At 69.0% G+C, this 17,837-nt stretch carries 16 protein-coding genes and 1 pseudogene; 4 read left to right on the top strand and 13 right to left on the bottom strand.

Annotated features, from left to right (window positions below):
* Positions 1–41: 41 nt before the first annotated feature.
* From kdpC to ACRWNP_RS15600, 10 genes are all read right to left on the bottom strand, one after another.
* A complete protein-coding gene (kdpC, locus tag ACRWNP_RS15645) occupies positions 42–653 on the bottom strand; it encodes a potassium-transporting ATPase subunit KdpC (RefSeq protein ID WP_431961827.1) in 612 nt (203 codons plus the stop codon).
* Between the two features lie 5 nt (positions 654–658).
* Positions 659–2,794 (bottom strand): potassium-transporting ATPase subunit KdpB, encoded by a 2,136-nt coding sequence (kdpB, locus tag ACRWNP_RS15640; RefSeq protein ID WP_431961826.1) that lies wholly within the window; start codon positions 2,792–2,794, stop codon positions 659–661.
* Entirely contained in the window at positions 2,791–4,455 is a 1,665-nt protein-coding gene (gene kdpA, locus ACRWNP_RS15635) for a potassium-transporting ATPase subunit KdpA (RefSeq protein ID WP_431961825.1), read from the bottom strand. The genes kdpB and kdpA overlap by 4 nt, the downstream gene beginning before the upstream one ends.
* A 9-nt stretch (positions 4,456–4,464) precedes the next feature.
* Entirely contained in the window at positions 4,465–4,554 is a 90-nt protein-coding gene (kdpF, locus tag ACRWNP_RS15630; protein WP_016434100.1) for a K(+)-transporting ATPase subunit F, read from the bottom strand.
* Positions 4,555–5,033: 479 nt separating this feature from the next.
* Complete coding sequence (locus tag ACRWNP_RS15625) at positions 5,034–6,794, bottom strand: chloride channel protein (RefSeq protein WP_431961824.1); 1,761 nt, start codon at positions 6,792–6,794, stop codon at positions 5,034–5,036.
* 382 nt (positions 6,795–7,176) lie between these two features.
* Entirely contained in the window at positions 7,177–7,668 is a 492-nt protein-coding gene (locus tag ACRWNP_RS15620; RefSeq protein ID WP_431961823.1) for a MarR family winged helix-turn-helix transcriptional regulator, read from the bottom strand.
* Between the two features lie 273 nt (positions 7,669–7,941).
* Positions 7,942–8,103, bottom strand: coding sequence for an ATP-binding protein (locus ACRWNP_RS15615; protein WP_431961822.1), 162 nt, complete (start codon positions 8,101–8,103; stop codon positions 7,942–7,944).
* A 204-nt stretch (positions 8,104–8,307) separates the two neighbouring features.
* Entirely contained in the window at positions 8,308–9,612 is a 1,305-nt protein-coding gene (locus ACRWNP_RS15610) for an SLC13 family permease (RefSeq protein ID WP_431961821.1), read from the bottom strand.
* Positions 9,609–10,067, bottom strand: coding sequence for a CBS domain-containing protein (locus ACRWNP_RS15605; RefSeq protein ID WP_431961820.1), 459 nt, complete (start codon positions 10,065–10,067; stop codon positions 9,609–9,611). The genes ACRWNP_RS15610 and ACRWNP_RS15605 overlap by 4 nt, the downstream gene beginning before the upstream one ends.
* Positions 10,054–11,319 (bottom strand): cation:proton antiporter, encoded by a 1,266-nt coding sequence (locus tag ACRWNP_RS15600; protein ID WP_431961819.1) that lies wholly within the window; start codon positions 11,317–11,319, stop codon positions 10,054–10,056. The genes ACRWNP_RS15605 and ACRWNP_RS15600 overlap by 14 nt, the downstream gene beginning before the upstream one ends.
* Before the next feature lie 300 nt (positions 11,320–11,619).
* Here ACRWNP_RS15600 and ACRWNP_RS15595 point away from each other — a divergent pair, with 300 nt between their 5' ends.
* Together ACRWNP_RS15595 and ACRWNP_RS15590 are read left to right on the top strand one after the other, a co-directional pair.
* Positions 11,620–12,627, top strand: a complete 1,008-nt coding sequence (locus tag ACRWNP_RS15595; protein ID WP_431961914.1) for a PP2C family protein-serine/threonine phosphatase — start codon at positions 11,620–11,622, stop codon at positions 12,625–12,627.
* Between the two features lie 155 nt (positions 12,628–12,782).
* A pseudogene (locus ACRWNP_RS15590) lies at positions 12,783–12,854 on the top strand (hypothetical protein); the annotation flags it as partial.
* Between the two features lie 69 nt (positions 12,855–12,923).
* Here ACRWNP_RS15590 and ACRWNP_RS15585 read toward each other — a convergent pair.
* Positions 12,924–13,448: a universal stress protein gene (locus tag ACRWNP_RS15585; RefSeq protein ID WP_431961818.1), complete on the bottom strand. Its 525-nt coding sequence runs from the start codon at positions 13,446–13,448 to the stop codon at positions 12,924–12,926.
* A gap of 318 nt (positions 13,449–13,766) precedes the next feature.
* On the opposite strand from ACRWNP_RS15585, the gene ACRWNP_RS15580 reads away from it, so the two are divergent.
* Complete coding sequence (locus ACRWNP_RS15580) at positions 13,767–14,945, top strand: low temperature requirement protein A (protein WP_431961817.1); 1,179 nt, start codon at positions 13,767–13,769, stop codon at positions 14,943–14,945.
* A gap of 306 nt (positions 14,946–15,251) precedes the next feature.
* Here the strand turns inward: ACRWNP_RS15580 and ACRWNP_RS15575 are convergent, their stop codons facing one another.
* Together ACRWNP_RS15575 and ACRWNP_RS15570 are read right to left on the bottom strand one after the other, a co-directional pair.
* Positions 15,252–15,581 carry a hypothetical protein gene (locus tag ACRWNP_RS15575; RefSeq protein WP_431961816.1) on the bottom strand — a complete coding sequence of 110 codons (330 nt, stop codon included), beginning with the start codon at positions 15,579–15,581 and terminating at the stop codon, positions 15,252–15,254.
* Between the two features lie 423 nt (positions 15,582–16,004).
* Positions 16,005–17,099 (bottom strand): mechanosensitive ion channel family protein, encoded by a 1,095-nt coding sequence (locus tag ACRWNP_RS15570; protein ID WP_431961815.1) that lies wholly within the window; start codon positions 17,097–17,099, stop codon positions 16,005–16,007.
* A 291-nt stretch (positions 17,100–17,390) separates the two neighbouring features.
* Between ACRWNP_RS15570 and ACRWNP_RS15565 the strand changes: the two genes are divergently transcribed.
* On the top strand, positions 17,391–17,807 hold the full coding sequence (locus ACRWNP_RS15565; RefSeq protein ID WP_431961814.1) for a hypothetical protein: 417 nt from the start codon (positions 17,391–17,393) through the stop codon (positions 17,805–17,807).
* The last annotated feature ends 30 nt before the right edge of the window (positions 17,808–17,837 follow it).

Raw genomic sequence — 17,837 nt, 5'->3', positions numbered from 1 at the left:
TGCGGTCCGCCGGCTCCCGGCCGTGGTTGTCGATGAGCCGGTCACTGCTCGGCGAGCTGCCTCAGGGCAAGGTTGAGCTCCAGGACGTTGACGTGTGACTCGCCCAGGAAGCCGAGGGTGCGGCCGGTGGTGTGGTCCTTTACCAGCTTCTGCACCTGGGCGACGGAGAGCCCGTTCGCCGTGGCCACCCGCTGGACCTGTATGTCCGCGTATTCCGGCGAGATGTCCGGGTCGATCGCGGAGGCGGAGCCGGTGACCGCATCGGCCGGAACTTTCGACTCGGGTACGTCATTGAATGAGGCGACCTGCTGCTTGGCGGCCTTGACGTTCTTGACGAGGGTGGGGTCGCTGGCGCCAAGCTGACTGGAGCCGGTCGACAGCGGGTCGTAGCCGCTGTTGGAGGGGCGGGGCTGGAACCACTTCGGGTCGGGCCTGTCGGTGCCGTTGATGTTCCAGCTCTGGCCGATGAGCTTGGAGCCGACCTCCTTGCCGTCGGTCTTGACGATCGAGCCGTTGGCCTTGGCGTGGAAGGCCGCTTGGCCGACGCCGGTGACGACGACCGGGTAGACGATCCCGGTCACAACGGTGAGGACGAGCAGCATGCGCAGCGCGGCCCATGCCATGCGGGCAGAGTTCGCAAGAGAGGTATTCATGTCCTTCACCCGATCCCGGGGATGAGCGAGATGAGCAGGTCGATCAGCTTGATGCCGATGAACGGGGCGACCAGGCCGCCGAGTCCGTAGATCGTCAGGTTCCGGCGGAGCATCTTGTCGGCGCTGACCGGCCGGTACTGGACGCCTTTCAGGGCGAGTGGGACCAGGGCGATGATGATCAGCGCGTTGAAGATGACCGCGGAGAGGATCGCGGAGTCCGGCGAGGACAGCTGCATGACATTGAGCTTGTCCAGGCCCGGGTAGACGATCGCGAACATCGCGGGGATGATCGCGAAGTACTTCGCCACGTCGTTGGCGATGGAGAAGGTGGTCAGCGCGCCCCGCGTGATCAGCAACTGCTTGCCGATCTCCACGATCTCGATCAGCTTGGTGGGGTTGGAGTCCAGGTCCACCATGTTCCCGGCCTCCTTGGCGGCCGAGGTGCCGGTGTTCATGGCCACGCCCACGTCGGCCTGGGCCAGCGCCGGGGCGTCGTTGGTGCCGTCACCGGTCATCGCGACCAGCTTGCCGCCCGCCTGCTCGCGCCTGATCAGCGCCATCTTGTCCTCGGGCGTCGCCTCCGCCAGGAAGTCGTCGACACCCGCCTCGTCCGCGATCGCCTTGGCCGTCAGCGGGTTGTCACCCGTGATCATGACCGTGCGGATGCCCATCCGCCGCAGCTCGTCGAACCGCTCCCGCATGCCCTCCTTGACGACGTCCTTGAGGTGGATCACGCCGAGCACACGGGCACCTTCGGCGTCCTTGACCGCGACGAGCAGCGGGGTGCCGCCCGCAGCGGAGATGCGGTTGGTGATCTGTCCGGCGTCCTCGGCGACGGTGCCGCCGTGTTCCTTCACCCAGGCGATGACCGAGCCAGTGGCACCCTTGCGGACCTGGCGGCCGTCGACGTCGACGCCCGACATGCGGGTCTGCGCGGTGAACGCTATCCACTCGGCGTTGGCGAGCTCGCCCTGGTGGCGCTCGCGCAGCCCGTACTTCTCCTTGGCGAGGATGACCACAGAGCGGCCCTCGGGCGTCTCGTCGGCCAGCGACGACAGCTGGGCAGCATCGGCGACCTCCGCCTCGGTGGTGCCACGTACTGGCACGAACTCCGACGCCTGGCGGTTGCCCAGGGTGATGGTGCCGGTCTTGTCCAGCAGCAGAGTGGACACGTCGCCCGCCGCCTCCACCGCGCGGCCGGACATCGCGAGCACGTTGCGCTGCACCAGACGGTCCATGCCGGCGATGCCGATCGCCGACAGCAGGGCGCCGATCGTCGTCGGAATCAGGCAGACCAGCAGCGCGACGAGCACGACGATGCCGAGCTTGGAACCGGCGTAGTCGGCGAACGGCGGCAGGGTGGCCACTGCCAGCAGGAAGACGATGGTCAGCGAGGCCAGCAGGATGTTCAGCGCGATCTCGTTGGGCGTCTTCTGCCGGGCCGCGCCCTCCACGAGGGCGATCATCCGGTCGATGAAGGTCTCTCCCGGCTTCGTCGTGATCTTGATGACGATGCGGTCGGACAGCACCTTCGTGCCGCCCGTGACCGCCGAACGGTCACCGCCGGACTCCCGGATGACCGGCGCCGACTCACCGGTGATCGCCGACTCGTCGACCGAGGCGACACCCTCCACGACATCACCATCGCCCGGGATGACGTCGCCGGCCTCGCAGACCACCAGGTCGCCGACGCGCAGTTCCGTTCCCGGGATGCGTTCCTCGGCGCCGTCCGCCAACCGGCGGGCGACGGTGTCCGTCTTGGCCCGGCGCAGGGTGTCGGCCTGGGCCTTGCCGCGGCCCTCGGCGACGGCCTCCGCCAGGTTGGCGAAGACCACGGTCAGCCACAGCCAGGCACTGATCGCCCAGCCGAACCAGTCGGCCGGGTTCCTGAAGGAGAACACGGTGGTCAGCACGGACCCGATCCACACCACGAACATCACGGGCGACTTGACCATCACCCGTGGGTCGAGCTTGAGGACGGCATCCGGCAGTGACTGGACCAACTGCTTGGGGTCGAAGAGGCCGCCGCCGACCCGCCCGCCGGGCTTGTGCCCGGTAGGCGCGTCCTGATGGGGCGCGAGGGTGGGAGTGGCCATGGAGTCCTGCTTCTTTGTCTCTGTCTTCGGCGTGCGGGTGGTCATGACGCCAACCCCTCCGCGAGCGGGCCCAGCGCGAGCGCCGGGAAGAACGTCAGACCGGTGATGATCATGATTGAGCCCACCAGCAGACCGGTGAACAGCGGCTTCTCAGTGCGCAGCGTGCCCGCGGTGACCGGGACCGGCTTCTGTTCCGCGAGTGAGCCGGCCAGCGCCAGCACGAACACCATCGGCACGAAACGGCCCAGCAGCATGCACAGGCCCAGCATCGTGTTGTGGTATTCGGTATTTGCCGCGAAACCGGCGAACGCCGACCCGTTGTTGTTCGACGCCGACGTATAGGCGTACAGCACCTCGGAGAAACCGTGAGGGCCCACGTTCGTCATCGACGACTCACCCTTGCCCAGCGCCATCGCCGCCGCAGTGCCCACCAGCACCAGCGCCGGGGTCACCAGGATGTAGCAGGCCGCCAGCTTGATCTCACGCGAGCCGATCTTCTTGCCCAGGTATTCGGGTGTACGGCCGACCATCAGCCCGGCGATGAACACCGCGATGATCGCCATGATCAGCATGCCGTAAAGACCGGAGCCGACACCTCCGGGCGCGATCTCGCCCAGCATCATGCCCAGCAGCAGCACTCCGCCGGACAGTCCGCTGTAGGAGTCGTGGAAGGAGTTCACCGAACCCGTCGAGGTCATCGTGGTGGATACCGCGAACAGCGAGGAGTTGCCCTCGCCGAACCGCTGCTCCTTGCCTTCCATCGCACCGCCCGCCAACTGTGAGGCGGTGCCGGGGTGGGCATACTCGATCCAGGTCACCGCGACCACGCCGACGAACCAGATGATTCCCATCGCGGCGACGATCGCGTAGCCCTGCTTCACGCTGCCGACCATCCGGCCGAAGGTGCGCGGCAGCGAGCACGGGATCACCAGCAGGAGAAAGATCTCCAGCCAGTTGGTGAAGCCATTGGGGTTTTCGAACGGATGTGCGGAGTTGGCGTTGAAGAAGCCGCCACCGTTGGTCCCCAGGTCCTTGATGGCTTCCTGCGAAGCCACGGCACCCGGACTGATCGCCTGCTTGTCACCGGTCAATGTGGTGACGTAGTGGACGTCCCCGAAGTTCTGAATGGCACCAGCCGCGATCAGCACGACGGCGGCCACCGCGCAGATCGGGATCAGGATCCGGATGGTGCAGCGCACCAAGTCTGCCCAGAAGTTGCCCAGCTCTCCGGTTCGGGACCGGGCGAACCCGCGCACCAGGGCCACCGCCACGGCGATACCGACCGCCGCGGAGACGAAGTTCTGCACCGCCAGGCCCATCGTCTGGGTGACATGGCTCATCGCCACCTCACCCGAATACGACTGCCAGTTCGTGTTCGACACGAACGAGGCGGCCGTGTTGAACGCCTGATCAGGGCTGATCGGCTTGAAGCCGAGCGAGAGCGGCAGCTTGTCCTGAACCCGCTGCAGCAAGAAGAGGAACAGCACACTCACCGCGGAGAACATCAGCACGCCACGGAGATAGGCGGGCCAGCGCATTTCGACGTCGGGATTCGCACCCACCGAGCGGTAGATCCATCGCTCGACACGCAGGTGCTTTTCGGACTGGAAGACGGCGGCCATGTAGTCGCCGAGGGGACGGTGCACGAGGGCAAGCGCGCCGATCAGCGCGATCACCACGAGCACGTCAGCAAGTACCGGACTCATGGTGGCGGCTCAGAACCTCTCCGGAAATATGAGGGCGAGGACGAGGTAGCCCAGCAGGGCAACCGCCACGACCAAGCCGACGATGTTCTCGGCGGTCACAGCTTCGCCACCCCCTTGGCGACGAGAGCCACCAGCGCAAACACCGCGACCGTGGCGACGACGAAGGCCACATCGGCCATCGCAAGCTCCTGGATCAAGTTCGAAGATGGATCGGACCCGTATAGGAAACCCATCCACCCAGTCGCATTTCAGCCGCCTTAACGCCCCCTATACGGCAACCCCAGCAGCTTTGACGTATCTCATACGGCATGCCCCACATCCGCCGCAGCACCGCGCTTGAGTTCCTGCGCTGCGCCATTGAGACGGAGTGGCGGGAGCTGGCACTGGGACACGATGGCGTCTCGGTGTGGGAATCCGAGCACAGGGTCGTGCTTCCGGAGCCGTACCGGAGTCTGATCGCCGAGATCACCAACGGGTCGCCCCTCGGACCCCGGCAGTACTGCGTCGCGGCACTCTCGCCTTGCGCGGCGGCTGATGCGCCTGTGCGGTCTGGAGACGGACGGCAGTGCCGAGGACTACTACCTGATAGGCCGGGACCACATCCCGTTTGTCGCGGTGACTCCCAGTACCGCTTGATGGGTGAGCCAGCCGACGGGCTTGCCGCTTCCGTGGTCCAGTACGGGCAGTCCTGTGCCGTCGGCGGTGACCAAGGCGTGCAACGCCGCGGACAGCGGCGTCCCATCCGTGACGGCCTGCGGCACCTCCGTCAGATCCTCCACGGTTACAGGGCTCTGGCTGAGGTCTGTCCGCGCCACGGCGAGCGCCTCGGCCACGGCGCGGGCCGTGACGACTCCGTGGTAGCGGCCCTCGCAGTCGGTGACCGGCAGGGCGCCGTGCCCGGACAGTGCCAGGGAGTCGGCGGCCTGCGGGAGCGGCGTGTCGGCCGGCAGGGGCGTCGGCAGTGGCTCCATCACGTGGCCGGCGGACACGGCGGCGAACGGGGAGTCGTGATGTGCCTGATCCAGGTCGATTCCACGCCGCCGCAGCTTCAAGGTGTAGATGGTGTCGCGGGACAGGGCGCGACTGGTCAGCGTGGCCAGCACGATGGCCAGCATCATCGGCAGGATGATCGAGTATTCGCCGGTCAGCTCGAAGAGTACGACCACCGCGGTGATCGGAGCGCGCGCGGCGCCCGCGAACGCCGCCCCCATGCCGACGAGCCCGTAGGCGCCGGCGTTGCCTCCCATGGCAGGGCTGAGGTGGTGGACGAGAATGCCGAAGGCGGTCCCGGTCATGGCGCCGATGAAAAGGCTCGGTGCGAAGACCCCTCCGGAACCGCCTATGCCGATGGTGAGGCTCGTGGCGAGAACCTTGCCCACGAGCAGGAGCAGCACGAAGCCGATGAGGTAGCGGCCCTCGACGGCGTTCTCCAGCGCCGGGTAGCCGACTCCGTACATCTCCGGCAGCGCCAGTAGCACTCCGCCCAGCAGCAGGCCGCCGGCGGCCGGGCGAAGCCATTCAGGCCCGCGCCAGGCCCAGTCGCAGGCGTCCTCGACCAGGTACAGGACACGCGTGAAGCCGAGGCCGACCACGCCGGCAGCCACACCGAGGACTGCGAACAGGAGGTACTGGACGAGGTTGTCGACATGGAAGGCGGGCAGTGCAAGAAACGCCGTGTCACCGAAAGCTGCCCGGCCGACGACGCTTGCGGTGACGCTGGAGATCACCACCGCGCCGAATGACTCCACGGCGAAATCGCGCAGGATCAGCTCCATCGCGAAGAACACCCCGGCCAGCGGCGCGTTGAAGGTGGCCGCGATACCGCCGGCGGCGCCGCAGGCCACCAGCATGCGCATTCGGCTCTCCGGGACTTTCAGGACGCCACCGAGGGCGGAACCCAGAGCTGATCCGATCTGCACGATCGGGCCCTCCCGGCCGACCGAACCACCGGAGCCCATACACAGAGCCGACGCAAGGGCCTTGACCACGGACACCCGCGGCGCGATGCGTCCGCCTCGCAGTGCGACGGCGTACATCACCTCCGGCACCCCGTGGCCGCGGGCCTCCTCGGCGAACCGCTGTACCAGGGGTCCGTACAGCAGGCCTCCGGCCACCGGCGCGAGCAGGACGAACCAGGGTCCCAGCCAGGGCAAGTGCGGGTGCGCCGCGCGACCTGCCGCCGCGTAGTCCTGGTGGCCGCTGAACAACCACGTGAACGTTCGGATCAGCCACCGGAAGGCGATTGCCCCCAGCCCGGCACCCAATCCGACGATCAGGGCGAGTACGACCAGGTCCCACTGCGCCCTGCTGCGCCTGCTCCCGACCCGAGTTCTTTGCATGATGCAAAGGTAGCAGTGTGTGTGCCTATGATTTCGACAGTGCAAAGTTTGTCTAGGCAATCCGTGGGCGGCTCGGCTGTCATCCTGCTGTGCGCCGAAGTGCTCGTGGAGAGTCTGCCGCCTCCTGGAGGCGTTGACGACTATGTGGGGCCGCATCCGCTTCCTGAGCGCGGCCGGCCGTCGAGGCTTCGGTCCGGATGCATCGGTAGCGGCATGCTGCGTGGTCACCGCTGGTGGCGATCCGCTCAACTTCGTCGATGCGGTGGATCAGTAGACGGACTCAGAGGCGATCCGTGGAGCCGCTGGGTCGTGGCTGTCGGTGGCCAGTTCACAGGAGAGGGCACCGCGTGTCGGCAGGCCTGCGGCTGACACGACCAGCGCGTTACCAGCCGATGTGCAATGGCGCTCCCTCGGCCACGGAGGGCTCGCCGCCCGCCTCGGTGAAGGCCTGCAGGGCACGAATCAGATGGCGCCGTTGGCCGGCCGGCATCGCCTCGACGATCCGGGCGATCTCGGACCTGCGTCCTTCGGTGACCTCGCGCACGGTCCGTCGTCCGGTGTCGGTGAGGGAAATGACGCTGGTCCGCCGATCCGTCGGCAGATAGCCGCGCACCACCATGTGCACCGCCTCCAGGCGGTCGAGCATGCGCATCGCGGTGGAGGGCTGCACGCCCAGTTCGGTGGCGAGCTGCGACAGGCTCAGTGCCCCGCGAGTGTCGAGGACCACCAGCATGCGGAACTGCGGCAGCGTCAGAGCGTCCTCGACAGCGGCAAGCGAGCGAGCGGACACCGCGACAAGCAGGCGGGACGCCGTCAGCAGGGCGCTGACCATCGCCTCGGCGTCGGATTCGGATGCAGGAGTGCTGGCGGCCATAGGGTCATTTCTACCGCTCGGCTCGGTAGGCGCGCTGTATACCCCTGATTGAGACGATGCTGTTGGACTGTGCCGACGCGGTACGAGACGCGGCGGCGATCAGAGCAGGTCCGTTGGATCCCCGGTAAGGCCGAGGAGCGCCGTGATGCGCTTGCCCACCGGCTCGCGGCGGGCGTCGACACTTCGGGAAACGGCGAGGATGATCTCCAGCCCAAGCCGTCCCACCCGGCCCGGGTCGCTTCCCAAAGCCGCGGGGAGGCTGGGGTCGGTGTCTCACACGGTGACCGCGAGCACCTCCTCGTCGACTTCCAGCTCCAGGAGGAACGGACCCGGAGCGTATTTGCACGCGTTCGTCACCAGCTCGCTCACGACGAGTTGCGCCATGGCCATCGATGAAGGGGAAATGTGGACGGCCTGCGCCTCGCTGAGGAACACGTGTGCAAACTCACGTGCTTCACCGATGGACCGGCTCCGTCCCTCGTAGGCGGCGCTCTTCCTCACGGGCAGGGGAACCGATGCCTGCCGGTCTTTCAGCGCGGCTGAAGCCGGGGGTATCCACGAAGGAGAGCCCCGATGACGCCAGTCATCCCCGAAGTGCTCTTCCTCTCCCGAAGCCGCAGGGGACTCCCCGGCGCGTCGTCAGGAAAGGGCGAAATAGCGCAGCCACAGGTACACCCCCGATGCTGCCACTGTGGCGGCGGTGACGATCAGGCCGTACTTGGTGAAGGTCCAGAAGCTGATGGGCTGGCGGTTGCGTTCGGCGATGCCGAGGACGACGACATTGGCGGATGCGCCGATCGCGGTGGCGTTTCCCCCGAGGTCGGCGCCCAGCGCCAGGGCCCACCACAGCACGTGCTGACCGGTGGGGGCGTCGCCCAGATGTTTGACAAGGTCCGCGGTGACGGGAGCCATGGTGGCGACGTAGGGGATGTTGTCGACCACCGCAGAGAGCGCCGCAGAGCCGAAGAGCAGCCCCATGGTCGCGCTCAGCTCATTGCCTCCGAGGGCATCCGCCAGAGCGCCGGAGAGGTCGCCGATGACGCCGGTCTCGATCAGCGAGCCGACCATGACGAACAGACCGGCGAAGAAGGCGAGGGTGGGCCACTCGACCTCCTTCAGTACTTCATTCGTCTCGACCCGGGAGACGAGTACCAGGACACCCGCGCCCAGCAGCGCCACCACGCTCGGCGCGTAGTGCAGCAGTGGATGCAGGACGAAGCCGGCGATGACCAGGGCCAGCACGCCGAGCCCCTGCACGAGGAGCCGGGGGTCGCGGATCGCCTCACGCTCCTCCAGTTCCATGATCTCGGCAGCCCGCTCCTCGTCGTAAATGAAGTACCTGTGGAACATGAGGCGGCACAGCACCAGGAGGACGCCGGTCAGCACGACGGCGATCGGAGCCAGGTGGACGAGGAAGTCGTTGAAGGTCAGTCCGGCACGGCTGGCGATGATGATGTTCGGCGGGTCGCCGACGAGGGTGGCCGTGCCCCCGACGTTGGAGGCGAAGACCTCGGCGATCAGGAACGGCGCGGCCGGCAGGGCCAGGCGTTCGCACACCAGCAGCGTCACCGGGGCGACCAGCAGGACGGTGGTGACGTTGTCCAGGAGCGCCGAGGCGAGCGCGGTGATGACGATCAGCATGGCCATCACCCGGTAGGGCTTGCCGCGGGCCCGTTTCACCGACCAGATGGCCAGGTACTCGAAGACACCCGTCTGCCGCAGCACACCGACGATCGCCATCATGCCCAGCAGCAGGAAGATGACGTCCCAGTCGACGCCCGAGTGCTCGCTGTAGAACGCGGTCTTGTCGTCGGTCGCCCCGATCAGCAGCATCAACGCGGCACCGCCCAGGGCGGCGGCCGTACGGTGGACGCGTTCGCTGATGATCAGGACGTAGGTGCCGGCGAACACCGCGATCGCCGCCCAGCTGTGCCAGTTGCTCATGTCACCCCGAGGAGTCGTTCCAGCAGATGGGCCGCGGTGATCACTCCGAGCAGCCGGGCATCCGCCTTGTCCTTGTTCACCACTGCCACCAGCGGGCTGCGCTCCCTTGCCATCAGGGCGGCGACCTCCAGCGCGGTGTCGTCCGGGTCGCACACCGGCGGGATCTGCCGTTCCTTGGGCAGGGCGTCGCGGACGGGCCGGCCGGACAGTGCCCGGCACAGCCGGTCGGCGTGCCTCTCGTCCACCACGGCCGCCAGTGTCGGGTCCTCGATCACATAGTCGGGGACCAGCAGCTTCACCAGACGTGAGGCGGGCAGGATGGCGTGCGGGGTGCCGTCCTCCTTGAGTACCAGCACCCCTGGCAGATGGCGGTCGGCCAGGAGCCGTGCCGCGTCCAAGGTGTCGCTGTCCAGACTCACCGACGGGTACTCCACCGCCAGGTCACGTGCGCGCATGGCCGGTCTCCTCCTTCCGGGCCGCGGGCAGCGGCTTCCGGTCTTCGTCCTCGGCCACATCATCGTCCGGAATACCCACAAGGTCCTCGACGTCGAACATCCGGGCGATCGGTACGTCGGTGCTGCTGTGCGCGATGATCGAGAAGGCGATGCACACCGCGATGAGCGTGTAGGCCTTCTGGCCCTCGGGGATGCCGGACTGCAGGACCAGGAGTCCGTAGACGACGGAGGCGAAGCCCTTCGGGCCGAACCAGGCGGCGGTCAGCTTCTCCCGCCTGTCGATGGTCCGGTTGCCGAGCAGGGACACGAGCAGGGAGGCGGGACGGATCAGCACGATCGCCAGCACCGCCGCGGCGTATCCGCCGAGCGAAAGGTCACCGAACAGACCGGGCGTCAGGAGAGCTCCGAAAACGAGCAGGGCCGCGAACTTGGCCAGCTCGGCCAGCGACTCGCCGAGCGGCTCGAACGCTTCCCTGCTCTCCGGGGAGACGGAGGCGAACACCGCACCGGCCGAGAACGCCGCCAGGTAGGGGTTGGCGTGGGTCAGATGGCAGGCCGCGTACAAGATGACGCCGACGGCAAGGGGCAACAGCGGCTGGAGCTTGGGTTCCGCGCCCAGGAGCCGGAAGCGGACCAGCCACGCGACGGCCAGAGGCAGTGTGATCCCCAGTGCCAGACCGCCGATCAGTTCGAGCCCGATCTTGCCCAGGTCCGCCTCGGCCGATGCCGCGGTCGGCCCCGCGGCCGCGATCAGGACGAGCACCACGGGAAGGGCCAGGCCGTCGTTCACGCCGCTTTCGACGTTGAGCAACTGGCGCAGCCGCGCCGGCACCTCCTTGCGACCCACGATGGCCGATGCGAAAACCGGGTCCGTGGGTGCCAGCACCGCGCCCACCAGGAACGACGTCGTCCAGTCCAGACCGGCGAGGAAGTGCGTGACCAGCGCCATGCCGAGCAGCGCCAGCGGCATCCCGATTCCCAGCGCGCGTGCCGGGTTGCGCCAGGCCCCGCGCAGCGCCGGGAACGAGACGTGCATCCCGTCGGTGAACAGCACGGCGAACAAGGCCAGGTCAGCGGTCACCGCCACGATCCCGCTGTCCGGGGTGATGTGGATCACTCCGAGGAAGCCGTCACTGACGAGAGCTCCGCCGAGCAGGAAGAGGAGGGAGGTCGAGAGCACCGAGCGCGCCGCGAGACCGGACAGCAACACGGCCACCAACAGCGCGGCCCCGAACACCAGCACGAGCACCACGAAAAACCGCCCCCGATCGACGAAGAGAAACATCCCTTGTTCGCCGACCAGACTTCCCGGCACACCGCAGGGCACCTTACCTGATTCATACGTTCCTCATACGAGACTTTGATGTCGACTTCGGCACGGTGACCCAGATGACAAGCTCGAATGTCGCAGATGCCCTGGTCGCCTCGTTTGCTCTGTGCAAAAGTGGTTGACCGGCACGTTGAGCAGAAGGCGTCACGGAATCCGGAGAGGGAAATCTTGGCCGAGCAGCAGAGGCACCCTGTCAACCTGCTGACGGTGCTGCCGTTCGCCATGATGGGCTTCGTCGCCACCGTCGACGTCCTGGCCGGTCCCGGTGTCGGACTCCTGCCACTGCTCTCCCTGGGCCCGGCATTCGCCAGCCTGACCGGAACACCGCGCCGGACTACGGCCATCGGCGTTCTGGCACTCGCCTTCTGCGTCTTCCTGGGCTTCTACAACGACCTGTTCCACGTACGCCGCGGCTACACGGCCCTGCTCTCGGTCGCGGGGGTCTCCGTCGCAGCACTCGCGGCCACGGCCGACCGCCGGCGCAGAGAGGCCGAACTGGACACGGTCCGGTCCGTCGCCGAGGCCGCCCAGCGGGTGCTGCTACGCCCCGTTCCTCTGGTCGCCGGGAACCTGCGGATCTCCGTCTCCTACACCTCCGCTGCCGCCGAGGCCCGTATCGGCGGCGACCTGTACGAGGTCGTCGCGGCGGACGGCGCGGTGCGCATCATCGTGGGTGACGTCCAGGGCAAAGGTCTCGAGGCCGTCGAGACCGCGGCCGTCGTCCTCGGGGCCTTCCGTGAGGCCGCACATGATGAACCCGATCTGGTCTCGGTGAGCTCCCGGCTCGAGCGGGCCCTGAACCGCAGGCTTTCCGGGGAGGAGTTCGTCACCGCCGTACTCGTCGAGGTCAAGGCCGACCGCAAGGTCACCCTCCTCAACTACGGTCACCCGGCTCCGCTGATCCTCCGGGCAGACGGCACCTTCACCCTGGCCGAGCCCCCCGGGAATGCCCCGCCGTTGGGTCTCGCCGAGATCGGACCCATAGGACCGCTCCCCTATCGCGTCCCGCTGGCCCCGGGTGACCAGATGCTCCTGTACACGGATGGCGTCACCGAGGCCCGCGACCGCGACCGGCACTTCTACCCACTCGATGAACGCACCCATCTGCTGAAGGACGCCGATCCCGACGCCGCCCTCGAGGCCCTGCGCAAGGATCTCGAGCAGCACACCGGTGGCCCGCTTCACGACGACGCCGCCATGCTCCTGATCCGTTACCGGGGGCCGGCGTAGGGCCGACCTGAGCGTTGCACTGGCGAAATCGCAGGCACCTCTCGGGCACGAGGCGCATGAGCCCGCCGATCGCAGCCCACGTGGCGTGCTCGGTGGCGGGGGCGAATACGGCGTGTGCGCCGGCGCGGGTGAGTCGGTCAGGCCAGGCGAGCCGCAACCGGCAGGCGCTGGCCCACTTCGTCACCGCCAGTCCGTGGGATCCGGTCCATCTGCGGGCCCGTCTGGCGTCGAAGGTGACTCCACCCACGCGACACCGGGGTCCCTGAAGGACGGAGACGCCTCAACTGAGGCCGCCGTCAGGGGACGACGATGACCGGGCGCTGGGCGCTGCGAGCCAGCCGGTCGGAGATCGGGCGGAACAGCCTGAGGCCGGCTCCGCGCCTGCGCCCCACGATGATCGCGTTCGCCCGGTACTTGCGGCCGGCCTTCTCCAGTTCGTCCGCGACGGCGCCCTTGCGGTGGATGAGTGTCCAGGGCAGCCCCGACAGATGGTCCTCGCGGGCGAGCTGCCGCAGGAGCGCCTGCTTGCCGCGGGCGTGCGGCAAGCTCCCGCCGCCCGCCTCGTCGTAGCCGAGCAGCGACGCAACGGGGTTCTCCTTCGCGACGTGGACGATGAGGAGCGCCGCGCCGGTGCGCCGCGCCATGCCGGCCGCGTACGACAGGGCCCGCCTGCTGGTGGCGGAGCCGCTGTATCCGACGAGCACCCCGTACTTGTCGACGGTCGCGTGGCCGCCGCCCGTCAGGGGAACCGGCTCCCCCGCCGTGGACGACCGCGGCAGGGGATCGTCGCCGAAGGGTTCGGGAACGCCAGGGCCTGCCATGGGAAACCTTTCGGGGCTGAGCTGAACGGGAGCCGGCCTCGGAACCGGGGGCGGTCACACGAGGACGACGGGGCATCCACCGCTACCGACCGGCGTCGCCCCCGAAGTGTGACAACCCCGGCACCAGCGGCCGGTCCGGCGCGCCCGGCGGCGCCGCTTCCCGCGGGCGTGTCACACGGGCGCGGGACGTCCGGTCTCAGTGGAGGAAGCGTGCGGGAAGCAGGGCCTTGTCCCCCGGGAATGTGAGGAACGTGACGTGAGCGAGGAAGCGGTTCCCGGGCGGCGCGGCGTGGCGTGCGCCGCGGGGACGGCACCGGCGTGAGCGCGCCGCAGGCCACCGCCACGGCATGGCGGCGCCGCATGGTCGCCCGCGTCGCCGACGAGAAGCACCGCACCGCCACCGCGCTGGAGCTGTTCTTCGACCTCTGCTTCGTCGTGGCCGTCGCCCAGACGTCCGCCGCGTTCGAGGAGGAACTGGCCGCGGGACACGTCGCGAGCGGCATCCTCGGCTACGCGCTGGTGTTCTTCGCAATCTGGTGGGCGTGGATGAACTTCACCTGGTTCGCCTCCGCCTACGACACGGACGACATCCCGTACCGCCTGCTCACCGTCGTGCAGATCACCGGCGCCCTCGTCATGTCGGCGGGCACGGCGTCCGCCCTGCAGCACGGCGACTACACCGTCATCACCTGGGGCTACGTCGTCATGCGGCTGGCCATGGTGAGCCAGTGGCTGCGGGCCGCCCGCGCCGACCCGCAGCGGCGCCGGTGCTGCCTGCGGTACGCCGCCGGGATCCTGGTGGTGCAGACGGGCTGGCTGGCGCACCTCGTCATGCCCGGCGACCTCCGTCTCCCGGCGCACGTGCTCCTCGCCCTGGCCGAGCTCTCCGTCCCCGTGTGGGCCGAGCGGGTGGCCCACACCACCTGGCACCCGAGCCACATCGCCGAGCGCTTCGGCCTGTTCACCCTCATCGTCCTGGGCGAGTCCATCACGGCCGCCGCCGGGGCGGTGCGCGCCGCCCTCGACACCGAAGCCACGTTCGGCGACATCGCCACGCTGGTGCTGGGCGGCACGCTCACGGTCTGCGCCCTGTGGTGGCTGTACTTCGCCCAGAACGCCTCCCGCCGCCTGGGCGGCTTCGCCACAGCCACGCTGTGGGGCTACGGGCACTACGCGGTCTTCGCCTGCGCGGCGGCGGTGGGCGCCGGACTCGCCGTCAACGTCGCCCAGACCACCGGGCACGGCCATCTGACCGCCCACGTCGCGGCAGCGGCCTACACGGTGCCCGTCGCCGGGTTCGTCCTGTCCGTGTGGCTTCTGCACCGCCGGGCCGCCTGGCACCCCACCGCGCCGGACGTGGTGCACGCGCTGGCCGTGGCGGTGATCCTGGCCGCCACGTTCGCCCCCGCCCCGGTCCTGGTGGCGGGCGTCGCCACCGCGCTCCTGGTCGCCGCGACCTGCGTGCCGCGCGCCGGCGTACGCACAGCGGCCGCGTGAACGCACGCCACCGGCGGAACCCGTCCCACGGGCTGTCGCGTCCAACGGCCCAGTTCACTGGGCACTTCACAGCGCGCCGCAGCCCTGGCGGCCGCTGCCGCCGCGGCCGTATCTCACGTGTTGCGCCGTCCGGACCCCGCATCGCCTCCCAGCTCCACACCCACTGCGTCGAGGCCGGCCCCGCTCACCGGCGACGCCTTCAGCGCCCCGCCGGGCTGCGACCGCCCACGCAGAAGAGCCCGGTGACGCGGCTGTCACAACTGTCGGCCCGCGGAGGGGTCATGGCGGCGGAGGTGCGGGGTCAGGTCAGCAGTAGGAGTGCCATCCCGAGCGGTAGCCGTCGCGGTAACCGCGCCGGTATTCGGAGTTCCAGCTCGAGGGGCGGTACGAGTCCCAGTGGTTCCGGCAGCGGGGGCGTGAGCGGGCGTCGTGGCGCCCGTCGTCCCGGCCGTCACGGTAACCGCGCCAGTAGCGATCGCTCGCCTGCGGGGCGAGGGTGCCCGCGGCCTGCGCCTGGACCGTGCCCGCCGTGACATGGCCGGCGGTCGCGGCCTGCGCGGGCGCCGCCGGCAGGACCGCCAGGGCTCCTATGGCTACCGGGCCTGCGAGCAGTGCGAGAAATCGCTGTGCGCGCATGGCTGTTTCCCCTCTCGAAAGCGTACGCGGTGGGGTGCCCTCGTCCCTGGTCAGACCCAAAGCCATGCTTTGAGTACGCCGTTGGGGAGCGGCGGGGCACCGGCCTCGAAGGGCGGACTGCGCCCACCCCCGACCGTATCGAGCCAGGTTCAGCATGTCCACTTATGGAGTAATCTGCCCCGATTTTCTGATGCACGCACCCTCCGTGCCCCCTCCGTCACCTTCGGCGCTCCCCCATAGGGTCGGCCCCCCGCCACCTGCCGGAATCCGATGAGCGGAGGCCGCCTTGAGCGCGGCGAACGATGGCCGGAACAAGGCCGATCGCGACTCCTCGACACCTGGCCCTCGATGCCGTCGCCGAAGTCCTCCCGAGGAGGAAGCCCGCCGGGCACGCACGCGGAAGTGCGTGCCCGGCGCGGGCCGTCAGGCGCCGGAGGTGCGCTCCGGCGCCGGGACCGTGCGCTGATGCGGCAGCGTCATCCCCTCGGGCTGTTCCTGACGCAGCACCACGTTCCGGGTCGGGAAGGCGATCTCGATGCCCTCCTCCCGGTAGCGGCGGTGCAGGCGCTTGATGAACTCGTGCTTGATCCGGTACTGCTCCCCGTACTCCGAGGTCCGCAGGATCACCGAGAAGTCGATCCGCGACTCGCCGAAGGTGTGGAAGCGGACGACCGTGTCGTGCTCGGGGATGCCTCCCTCGACGTGCGCCATGACCTCGCCGGCGACCTCGATGGTCACCCGCTCCACGTGCTCGAGGTCGTTGCCGTACCCCACGCCCGCCTGGACGATCAGGGACATCTGCTGCTCGGGCTGGTGGAAGTTGGTGGCGATCGCGTTCGCCAGCTTGGCGTTGGGGATGATCACCAGGTTGTCCGACAGCTGGCGCACCACGGTGTTGCGCCAGTTGATGTCGACGACGTAGCCCTCCTCGCCGCTGCTGAGGCGAATGTAGTCGCCGGGCTGCACGGTCTTGGACGCGAGGATGTGGACGCCCGCGAAGAGGTTGGCGAGCGTGTCCTGCAGGGCCAGGGCCACGGCGAGACCGCCGACGCCGAGGGCGGTGATCAGGGGCGTGACGGAGATGCCCAGGGTCTGCAGCAGGACCAGGAAGCCCATCGCCATCACGACGACGCGGGTGATGTTGACGAAGATCGTCGCGGAGCCGGCCACCCCGGACCGGGACAGAGCCAGCGACCGCACCGTCTCGGCGACCATGCGGCCCGCGGCTATCGTGGCCGCCAGGATCAGCACCGCGACGAGCACCTGGTTGACCGTCCGGTCCACGACGCGGGTCAGCGGCAGCGCCGCGGCCCCCACCCAGGCGCCCGCCGCCAGCGCAGCCCAGGGCACGACGGTGCGCAGGGCGGCGACGACGATGTCGTCGCCGCCCCATCTGGTGCTCCTGGCCCGCTCGCCCAGCCACTTCAGGGCCAGTCGCAGCAGCAGCCCCGCCAGGGCGCCGGCGGCGATCGCGGCACCGGCGACCATCAGGTCGTGCAGCGTGAGGGCCCGGTTCACCGGTCGCCTCCCCACGTGTGTACGGGTTCACCCACGAAGCGCGGGGGGTGCTGTGTCGTCACTTGTCGCCTTATCGTTCTGGGGACTTCGAGGAGGGCGCGCCGAACACGCGGTGTCCGGGCGCGATCTGACACATCCTGCCGCAGCGGTGCCGCGGCCCGCAGACGGCCCCCGCCCCGGCCGCCCGTTCCGGCCACGGTCGCCGCGGCCGGGAGCGGCGGCGGGTGTGCCGGTATCCTCCCTGTTCACAATGCACGACGCCCTTCGGCGTTCCCGGTGAGGACTCCCCCCTTGGCACCACGCTTCGGCACCGCCCGCTTCCACGTGGCCACCGGCCCCGCGCCGCTGTTCGCACGGGTGCGGCACGTACTGCGCGAGCCCGCACGCCTCACCGCGCGCGGGCCGCACGTGACGGAGCGTCTGGAGCGACGCGGGGCGCCGGTCGAGGCGCTGCTCGCCTTCGATCCCAGGTCCTGGGAACCGGTCTCCGCGGAGGTGCGGACCGACACCGGGAAGTGGGTGAAGGCGACGTGGCGGGTCCGGGTGGCCGGACAGGACTGGTGGGCGGTGATCGGGTACGGCAACACCTTGGTCACCGTGATCGACGTGCCGCCGCACCGACAGGGTCTCGGGGACGACATCGTGCGGGAGGGCCCGCTGTACGAGCGCGTGGCGGCCGTCAACGAGGCCCTCATGGCGGAGGCGTGAGCCGGCCCGGCGGGCCCCGCCCCACGCGGA

Source organism: Actinacidiphila sp. bgisy160, assembly GCF_965342435.1.
Lineage (GTDB): Bacteria > Actinomycetota > Actinomycetes > Streptomycetales > Streptomycetaceae > Actinacidiphila.
Note: the sequence above shows the minus strand (reverse complement) of the source record. Positions and strands in the feature narration are given on the sequence as shown.

Excerpts from the sequence above, each read along its gene's own strand:
- ACRWNP_RS15585 (WP_431961818.1), bottom strand. The coding sequence starts at position 13,448 with ATGGCAGGCCCTGGCGTTCCCGAACCCTTCGGCGACGATCCCCTGCCG.
- ACRWNP_RS15595 (WP_431961914.1), top strand. The coding sequence starts at position 11,620 with ATGATGGGCTTCGTCGCCACCGTCGACGTCCTGGCCGGTCCCGGTGTC.
- ACRWNP_RS15620 (WP_431961823.1), bottom strand. The coding sequence starts at position 7,668 with ATGGCCGCCAGCACTCCTGCATCCGAATCCGACGCCGAGGCGATGGTC.
- ACRWNP_RS15625 (WP_431961824.1), bottom strand. The coding sequence starts at position 6,794 with ATGCAAAGAACTCGGGTCGGGAGCAGGCGCAGCAGGGCGCAGTGGGAC.
- kdpA (WP_431961825.1), bottom strand. The coding sequence starts at position 4,455 with ATGAGTCCGGTACTTGCTGACGTGCTCGTGGTGATCGCGCTGATCGGC.
- ACRWNP_RS15610 (WP_431961821.1), bottom strand. The coding sequence starts at position 9,612 with ATGAGCAACTGGCACAGCTGGGCGGCGATCGCGGTGTTCGCCGGCACC.
- kdpB (WP_431961826.1), bottom strand. The coding sequence starts at position 2,794 with ATGACCACCCGCACGCCGAAGACAGAGACAAAGAAGCAGGACTCCATG.
- ACRWNP_RS15605 (WP_431961820.1), bottom strand. The coding sequence starts at position 10,067 with ATGCGCGCACGTGACCTGGCGGTGGAGTACCCGTCGGTGAGTCTGGAC.
- kdpC (WP_431961827.1), bottom strand. The coding sequence starts at position 653 with ATGAATACCTCTCTTGCGAACTCTGCCCGCATGGCATGGGCCGCGCTG.
- ACRWNP_RS15575 (WP_431961816.1), bottom strand. The coding sequence starts at position 15,581 with ATGCGCGCACAGCGATTTCTCGCACTGCTCGCAGGCCCGGTAGCCATA.